Origin of the sequence: Leptolyngbya sp. FACHB-36, from assembly GCF_014695955.1 — a bacterium.
GTDB lineage: Bacteria > Cyanobacteriota > Cyanobacteriia > Leptolyngbyales > Leptolyngbyaceae > FACHB-36.
The window spans coordinates 1-8,287 of record NZ_JACJPG010000604.1 but is presented as its reverse complement, the minus strand read 5'-3'; the positions used below and the strand labels follow the sequence as shown (position 1 = coordinate 8,287).

7 protein-coding genes are annotated in these 8,287 nt (G+C 52.3%); 5 read left to right on the top strand and 2 right to left on the bottom strand.

Annotated features, from left to right (window positions below; translation table 11 throughout):
* The 5 genes from metH to H6F43_RS17990 form a co-directional block, all read left to right on the top strand.
* The coding region (gene metH, locus H6F43_RS18010; protein ID WP_190344092.1) for a methionine synthase at positions 1-3,225 on the top strand (3,225 nt) is incomplete at its 5' end.
* Between the two features lie 239 nt (positions 3,226-3,464).
* Entirely contained in the window at positions 3,465-4,160 is a 696-nt protein-coding gene (locus H6F43_RS18005; RefSeq protein WP_190344091.1) for a PEP-CTERM sorting domain-containing protein, read from the top strand.
* A gap of 265 nt (positions 4,161-4,425) precedes the next feature.
* The gene (gene crtA / locus H6F43_RS18000) at positions 4,426-5,283 is read left to right on the top strand and encodes a cyanoexosortase A (protein WP_190344090.1); all 858 of its coding nucleotides are present in this window, start codon (positions 4,426-4,428) and stop codon (positions 5,281-5,283) included.
* A complete protein-coding gene (locus H6F43_RS17995; protein ID WP_190344089.1) occupies positions 5,276-5,950 on the top strand; it encodes a cyanoexosortase A system-associated protein in 675 nt (224 codons plus the stop codon). Before crtA ends, H6F43_RS17995 begins: the two co-directional genes overlap by 8 nt.
* 36 nt (positions 5,951-5,986) lie before the next feature.
* Positions 5,987-6,643: an HpsJ family protein gene (locus tag H6F43_RS17990; protein WP_190344088.1), complete on the top strand. Its 657-nt coding sequence runs from the start codon at positions 5,987-5,989 to the stop codon at positions 6,641-6,643.
* A gap of 29 nt (positions 6,644-6,672) precedes the next feature.
* Here the strand turns inward: H6F43_RS17990 and H6F43_RS17985 are convergent, their stop codons facing one another.
* Together H6F43_RS17985 and H6F43_RS17980 are read right to left on the bottom strand one after the other, a co-directional pair.
* On the bottom strand, positions 6,673-7,437 hold the full coding sequence (locus H6F43_RS17985; RefSeq protein WP_190344087.1) for an ABC transporter ATP-binding protein: 765 nt from the start codon (positions 7,435-7,437) through the stop codon (positions 6,673-6,675).
* A 94-nt stretch (positions 7,438-7,531) separates the two neighbouring features.
* Positions 7,532-8,287: FtsX-like permease family protein (locus tag H6F43_RS17980; RefSeq protein ID WP_190344086.1), on the bottom strand; the 756-nt coding region annotated here is incomplete at its 5' end.

Here is an 8,287-nt window from a genome sequence, read left to right as displayed (position 1 = left end):
GGAACGAAGCTGCCAACCCTCGGCAACATTGACTACGACACGATGAAGACAGCGTTTGCGCTTCAGGCAGAAGGTTTGTTTGATGGCGGCGTCGATCTGTTTATTGTCGAAACGTGTCAGGACGTGCTGCAAATCAAAGCCGCCCTCAACGGCATCGAAGAGGTTTTTCAGAAAAAAGGCGATCGCCGTCCGCTCATGGTATCGGTGACGATGGAAATCCAGGGCACGATGCTGGTTGGAACCGACATCAGCGCCGTGCTAGCGATTTTGGAGCCGTACCCGATCGACATTCTGGGACTCAACTGCGCTACGGGACCCGATCGCATGGCGGAGCACATCAAGTATCTGGCAGAGCACTCGCCCTTCGTTGTGTCTTGCATCCCTAATGCCGGGCTGCCCGAAAATGTGGGCGGACATGCCCACTACAAGCTAACGCCAGTAGAACTACGGATGGCACTGCTCCGGTTCGTCGAGGACCTCGGCGTACAGGTGATTGGCGGTTGCTGCGGCACGCGTCCCGATCACATCAACGCCCTCGCTGAAATCGGTGCCACTCTAAAACCGAAACAGCGTTCAGTTAGAAACAGCGAGCAGGATCTCTCCCACAAGCCCCGTCCCGCTTTTAACTACGTCCCCTCCGCCGCCTCGATCTACAGTGCTCAACCTTACGAGCAAGACAACTCGTTTCTGATTATTGGCGAACGTCTCAACGCCAGCGGCTCCAAGAAGTGTCGAGATTTGCTGAATGCTGAAGATTGGGATGGGTTAGTGGCGCTCGCTCGATCGCAGGTGAAGGAAGGCGCACATATTCTGGATGTCAACGTGGATTACGTTGGGCGAGACGGGGTCAAAGACATGCACGAGCTTGTGTCTCGCCTCGTTACCAACGTCACCCTGCCGCTGATGCTTGACTCCACTGAGTGGCAAAAAATGGAGGCGGGGCTGAAACTGGCAGGCGGTAAGTGCTTGCTCAACTCAACGAACTACGAAGACGGCGAAGAACGCTTTCTGAAAGTGCTGGAATTGGCGAAAGAATACGGAGCCGGAGTCGTCGTCGGAACGATCGACGAAGATGGCATGGCACGTACCGCCGAGAAGAAGTTTGCGATCGCGCAACGCGCCTACCGCCAAGCCGTCGAATTTGGCATTCCTCCCTACGATGTCTTCTTCGACCCGCTGGCGCTGCCAATTTCGACTGGCATCGAGGAAGACCGGGCTAACGGCAAAGCCACCGTCGAAGCTATCCGCCTGATTCGCCAGAACCTGCCCGGATGCCACATCACACTGGGCGTATCCAACATCTCCTTCGGATTGAACGCCGCCGCCCGACAGGTCTTGAACTCGATGTTTCTACACGAAACGATGTCTGTTGGGCTGGACAGCGCGATCGTCAGCGCCGCCAAAATTCTGCCGTTGGCAAAGATCTCACCTGAACAGCAGGAAGTCTGTCGCAAGCTAATCTTCGACGAACGTCAATTTGACGGCGACATTTGCGTCTATGATCCCTTGACGCAGTTAACCCAGCTATTTGAAGGCGCGACGACCAAGCGTGATCGCTCCGAAACCGAGAAGCTGCCGATCGAAGAGCGACTAAAGCGCCACATCATTGACGGCGAACGCATTGGACTCGAAGACGCTCTTAAAATTGCCCTGGAAACCTATAAGCCGCTGGAGATCATCAACACATTTCTGCTAGATGGCATGAAAGTCGTGGGCGATCTGTTCGGTTCTGGACAGATGCAGCTCCCCTTTGTGCTGCAATCAGCAGAAACCATGAAGACAGCGGTTGCGTTTCTCGAACCCTTTATGGAAAAGACTGACGCTAGCTCCTCAAAAGGCATCGTCGTCATTGCCACCGTTAAAGGTGACGTACACGATATTGGTAAGAACCTCGTTGATATTATCCTGACCAACAACGGTTACAAAGTCATTAACCTTGGCATCAAGCAGCCAGTTGAGAACATCATTGACGCCTACAACAAACACAGCGCAGACTGCATTGCCATGAGCGGACTGCTCGTCAAGTCCACGGCGTTCATGAAAGAAAACTTGGAGGTGTTCAACGATCGTGGCATTACAGTGCCTGTTATCCTTGGCGGTGCTGCTCTTACACCTAAATTCGTCTACAGCGACTGCCAAACGACTTATAAGGGCAAAGTTGTCTACGGCAAAGATGCCTTCTCCGATTTGCATTTCATGGACAAACTCATGCCCGCCAAAGCGGCTGGCGAGTGGGATGACTTCACGGGATTCTTGAATGAGGACGCTAAGGAGCGTCGAGCCGTCTCCAACGCCGTTGAAGTTAGAAATAATCTGGATGAGCCAGTAGAATTACCAATTCCTCAGCAGGATACCCAGCGCTCTGAGGCGATCGCCGCTGATATTGCCCGCCCTGTGCCGCCCTTCTGGGGCACCCAGCTCTTGCACCCATCCGACATTCCTTGGAACGAAGTCTTCTGGCACCTGGATTTGCAGGCGCTAATTGCTGGACAGTGGCAGTTCCGTAAGCCGCGTGACCAGTCTCACGAAGAGTACGAGCAGTTTTTGCAGGAGCGGGTTTACCCGCTTTTGGAGCACTGGAAGCAGCGCGTTGTTGCAGAAGATCTCCTGCACCCTCAGACAATTTACGGATACTTTCCTTGCCAAGCAGACGGCAATTCACTCCACCTTTACGATCCCAAGGTAATGGGGAGTAAGAATCAAACGCCAATTCAAAAATCTCTTAGCCCGATCGCTACGTTTACCTTTCCCCGTCAAAAATCTCTTCGCCGCTACTGCATTGCCGACTTTTACGCCTCTACGGAATCAGGGCAAATAGATGTCTTTCCAATGCAGGCAGTCACAATGGGCGAGGTGGCAACCGAGTATGCCAAGCGGCTCTTCGAGTCCAACCAGTACACGGACTACCTCTACTTCCACGGGATGGCAGTGCAACTGGCAGAAGCGCTAGCTGAGTGGACCCACGCCCGCATTCGTCGCGAACTCGGCTTTGGCGCCGAGGACCCCAGTAGCATCCGAGACGTTCTCGCCCAGCGCTATCGCGGCTCCCGCTACAGTTTTGGCTATCCTGCTTGCCCCAACATTCAAGACCAATACACGCTGCTAGAGTTGCTGGATACTCAACGCATTCATTTACATATGGATGAAAGTGAACAGCTTTATCCAGAGCAGTCTACAACCGCGATCGTTGCCTACCATCCGGCAGCAAAGTACTTCAGCGCCTAAGGCTACCGATAGCAGCACAAGACTACTGAATCAACCCTCAGTAACGCGTGCCTGTGCAACAGGTACTCAACCACAGAATCTTCACAATCGATTTCCGTGTTAGTACCCCGGACAAGTGACCGTTGAGACGAGAAGAATATGAGTATGTTCGGCAGCAATCGTTCCGTTTGCGAAAACTTGGAAATTGTTGTTGCACTTGTCACTGCTCACGTGGTCCTCATCTCACAAAGTACAAATCCATGAACGCACAATTTCTCGCTACTCTAACCGCTGCTGCTGCAACCACAGTTGCGATCGCGAGTGCTTCCGCACCTGCCCAAGCCTTCCAATTCGGAGCCAACGGTCTCCAGTTTGACACCGACACCACCGTCAACTTTACTTTCGTAGAATCTCACGGTTCTTACCAATCAGCTCTAAAAATCTTCGAGGCAGGCAACCTTGGCAATGCAGTGGCTTCTCTGTTCAACGAAGTGAAGCAGTCCGATGACCAATGGAATAACGAGTGGAAGGGCACCTTCGGTAACGCTGTTGCTTCCTCAACTGGAAAGCAAACTGTTGCCTTCACCTTCAAAGGTGGTGTGAACTACGTTCTCGGACTGCTCAGCGGCGAGAATGGTACGGTGTACTCCACTAGCGGCTTGAATAGCGGCTCGCAGCAAGCGGTGTTTGCTAGCCCCAGCACGCTGCTAGCGATTCTAAACAAAGAATCCACCAACGCCTTCAAAGAGAATCCTAACGGCTTCGCATCAGGCAATCCCTTCACCAGTCCCGGTGGTGTGATGATTGCATTTGACGATCGCGGCAACGGTAACGACACCGATTTTCAAGACTTCATCGTGCAGGCAGAAGCTGTTCCTGAGCCGCTAACGATGGGCGGAATTGCCCTAGCGGGTGCAGGATTGGCATATGCTCGCCGTCAGCGTCAGCGTGCCTAGGTTTAAGTTGCCACTAACTTATAGGGTTAATTCTTGCCTGGGTTGTAATTGGGCAAGCCACTTTACCCTCTACTGAATCATCTCGTATTAATTAGAAACAGTGTTGGAAAAGTAAAGGGGCGCAAACGCGCCCCTTTTTGCTGGGCAATCTGCTGTCAGCTCTGTTGCACGATAGACCCTTTAGGGAATTCTAGGCAGGTGCGTGTTCTGGAACGTCATCGTTCTTTCAGAGCCGCTTTTTTGGAAACTCACTCATGCCTACACCATGTACTGGTTACAACGCCTACAAGAGCCAAAATTTTGGTTGCTTGGCATTGCTGCCGCGATCGCAACCCTGCACCTGACGCTGGTTGATCGCATCAGCAACGCTGAGCTGTTTGCTACCAGCTTTCTGTTCTGGCTAGCAGCAGGTTCGCTAGTCTGGGATAAGCGTCATACTTTAACGCTCCGAAGCAGTGCGACTTCTAGCATTCTGGGTGCCTGTCTTCTGGGACTAGTTTTGCTGCGATCGACATCCCTACCCGACTCTAATTTTTTCCTCAGAGCCGTGCCCTTCGTTTCAATGCTGGGATTATGTTTGCTGGCATCCGGTGCGCGAAAGCTGCGCCAGTACTGGAAGGAACTTTTAATCTTCGGTTTATTAACGCTGCATCCGGCACTAGAGCTACTGCTGCAACTGCTGGATTTGCCGACCCTAACTGCAAAAGCCGCAACGTTCTTGCTGTGGTACTCCGGAGTGGACGTTCAGCGACAAGGGGTATTTTTGCAACTGCCCACTGGGCGGGTTGAAGTGTACGGAGCCTGTTCTGGTTTGCAGAGCATTTTGCAAATGCTCAACATCTCGGTGCTGTTTCTGTTGATGGTTCCGGTACGTCCATTACAGCGCCTCTGGTGCATTAGTGTCGCAGTGCTTCTAGGGTTTGTTGTTAACTCAGCGCGAGTCTCGCTGATGGCGATTCTGGTTGCGTTCTCACAGAAGAACGCGTTTGATTACTGGCACAGCGGGGATGGATCTCTGATCTTTTCAATGATTGCGGTTCTGCTATTCGGCGGTTTTTGCTGGCTGGCATTTCTACGGAGTTCACGCAAGCACCTAGATGAAGGAGCGCAAGCTAATGGCTAGTTCTACGGGCGATCGCGTTCGGGTTGCTGTTTTAGCGGGAATACTGGGGAGTAGTTTGCTGGTGTTGGGCAAGGCAATTGCGCAACCCAAAACTGGAGACGCACCGGTCAATGCCTACCAATTTCCGAGTTCAGTAGCGCTAGAAAATTGGGACTTACTCTCTAGCGCTCCGCTGAAGTCTGAGGTGAATTCTGTACTTGGTCAGCAATACCGCTACCGCCAGAAGACAACCTCGTTAGACGTGCAGGTGCGATCGGAAGTTGGCGATGGTAATGTCAGCCGATTTTTGTTTGTTCACAGTCCCATTAGAACTGCAAATGCAAAGCTGCAGATACGGCAGCAGCCCAACGGTAGCTTTTACGGTGTTCTAACGCACGAGGGGCGAGCGTACTTGAGCGCATGTATCAATCCGCGTGGGGGCAGCACGGTAACTGAGCAGCAGTTCACACAGAATCGCTACCGCTATGACCTTCAAGTTGGGCGATTGCTGCCCTGGATGCTAGGGCAAGAGTCGCTACTCGATCGCCGCTGCCTGTGGACGCTGATGTCAGTTCCCTTACCGACAGGTAATGAAACCGCGATCGCATCTGAAGATGCTTACAAAACATTGGAAGCCGCTTGGATTTCCTGGAATCACTGGTGGCAATTGAATTTTCCACCCACCTGACTTTTGAAAATTGTTAATAACCTGTAGGAGACATACATGACCGAGGCTACAAGCGATAATCGCTCAATTTACCGCTTCCGTTGGATTGGCTACGGCTTGCTGATTTTCGCGCTGATCGACAGCTTCCAAGTTCTGATTCCTCCTGGGTTTATGAATCCTGCTTGGGAATTGAACACGATCGGGGCGCTGGTAGAGCGGGTCGCCGTACCGCTTTTAGGATTAGCGCTGATTTTCTTTGGCGAGTTTTACGATCGCACGATGCCAGAAAAGCTGTCACTGAAAGTTCTATCTTGGGCGTGCTTGGTGCTGGCGATCGTGTTTGTACTCATGGTGCCACTAGGTGTGTTTGATACGATTCGCCTCAACTCGCAATCGTCCCAGCAAGTGGGTGCCCAGATGGAGCAGTTCAAGAAGCTAGAAGACCAGCTAAACCAAAGCAAGCCCGAACAGATTAAGAATCTGGGTGCTCAACTAAACACGCTGGGAGTTTCTGTCGATGCGGATGATCCAGAAAAGCTGAAGGGAGCTGTAATGGCGCGAATCAATGGAGCCAAGGCGAAGGTGCAAGCCGATCGATCCAATCAGCGGCTCATGCTGTTTAAGAACTCCGTCAAGTGGAATTTGGGTGCGCTGATTGCAGCAACGCTGTTCTTTGTACTGTGGAAGACCACAGATTGGGCGCGGACCTCGTAGCTCGACCAAAAATAAGTTCGACCCGGAACTTACCGGAGCGCAGAGGGCACAGAGTCCTTCTGCGTCTCTGTACTTTGTTGAGCGGTGAGTTGGGTAAGAGCGTCGGGGGATAGGTGGGAGTGGACAACGCTGCCGTCTTTGAACCAGATGATACGACGAGTGCAGCGCGCGACATCTGATTCATGGGTCACCATTACCACAGTCATACCGCCGGCGTTGAGTTCAGTAAAGATATTTAGAATTTCTTGAGTGGTATGGGAGTCAAGTGCTCCAGTAGGTTCATCTGCCAGAAGCAGAACGGGGTTGTTGACAATGGCACGGGCGATCGCTACCCGCTGCTGCTGACCGCCAGATAGCTGCGTAGGTTTGTTGTGCAATCGGTTCGCCAGGCCCACTCGTGTCAAAGCAGCGACTGCTCGATCGCGGCGTTCGCGATCGGAGACATTAGCGTACACCATTGGCAGCATGACGTTTTCCAGAGCGCTCAACTGGGGTAGGAGGTGAAACTGCTGAAACACAAAGCCTAACTTGCGGTTTCGCACGTGCGCTAGCGTGGTGTCGCTGAGTTGGGCAACGTCTTCCCCATCTAAGTAATAGCGTCCGGAGGTGGGACGATCGAGACAACCAATGATATTCATCATGGTGGACTTGCCAGAGCCCGACGCGCCCATAATTGAGCAATATTCACCCTGCTCGACAAGCAAATCTACACCCGAAAGCGCCCGCACTTCGGTTTCGCCCTCACCGTAGATTTTGTAGATTTCTTCAAGGCGAATAATTACAGAACTTGGCATAGGACAAGAGTTAGGGCAAGAATGATCAATTTTTATTGATGAATTTTGAATTCGATCGCTTGCTTGAACTTCAAAACTCATAACTTCAACCGCTTTACGCACTTCTCAACGCCACGATCGGGTCAAGTTTCGCAGCTTGGCGAGCAGGAAAGACACCGAAGAACAAGCCAATGCCGCCGGAAACGCTTACTGCAACTACGATCGCGACTGGCGAAACACTTGCCTTTAAAGGAAGCGGCAACGCATTCACCAACGAGATACCGCCCACGCCGATCGCAGTTCCGATTAAACCTCCGGCTGCTGAGAGAAGCACCGCCTCAATCATAAACTGAACCAGAATGTCTCGCTGAGACGCGCCGATCGCTTTGCGGAGCCCAATCTCTGAGGTACGCTCCGTAACTGACACCAGCATGATGTTCATAATCCCGATGCCACCAACCAACAGCGAAATGCCTGCGATCGCTGCCAGCATTGCCGTCAATCCCCCGGTGATCGTACCAACAATTCGCAGCACATCTTTTTGGGTCTGAACGGTGAAATCGTCTTCGTCGGTGATTTTGTGACGCAACCGCAGCAAATTCGTGATTTGAAATTCAGCGGCGCGAATGCTGGCTTCGTCTCTAGCAGAAATGGAAATAAACGTCAGATCCAAGCCATAGGGCGAAGTGCGCCCCGACAAACGGCTTGCCAAACTGGTAATCGGCACGTAGGCAGCGTCATCCTGGTTGTTGCCGAGGAAAGAGCCTTTTGCCTGAAGCACACCAATCACCTGAAAGCTGACGCCTTTGATTCGGATCTGCTGCCCGATCGGATCGCTGTTGCCAAAGAAGCGTGTGGCTAAATCTGCTCC

Excerpts from the sequence above, each read along its gene's own strand:
- H6F43_RS18005 (WP_190344091.1), top strand. The coding sequence starts at position 3,465 with ATGAACGCACAATTTCTCGCTACTCTAACCGCTGCTGCTGCAACCACA.
- H6F43_RS17985 (WP_190344087.1), bottom strand. The coding sequence starts at position 7,437 with ATGCCAAGTTCTGTAATTATTCGCCTTGAAGAAATCTACAAAATCTAC.
- H6F43_RS17990 (WP_190344088.1), top strand. The coding sequence starts at position 5,987 with ATGACCGAGGCTACAAGCGATAATCGCTCAATTTACCGCTTCCGTTGG.
- crtA (WP_190344090.1), top strand. The coding sequence starts at position 4,426 with ATGTACTGGTTACAACGCCTACAAGAGCCAAAATTTTGGTTGCTTGGC.
- H6F43_RS17995 (WP_190344089.1), top strand. The coding sequence starts at position 5,276 with ATGGCTAGTTCTACGGGCGATCGCGTTCGGGTTGCTGTTTTAGCGGGA.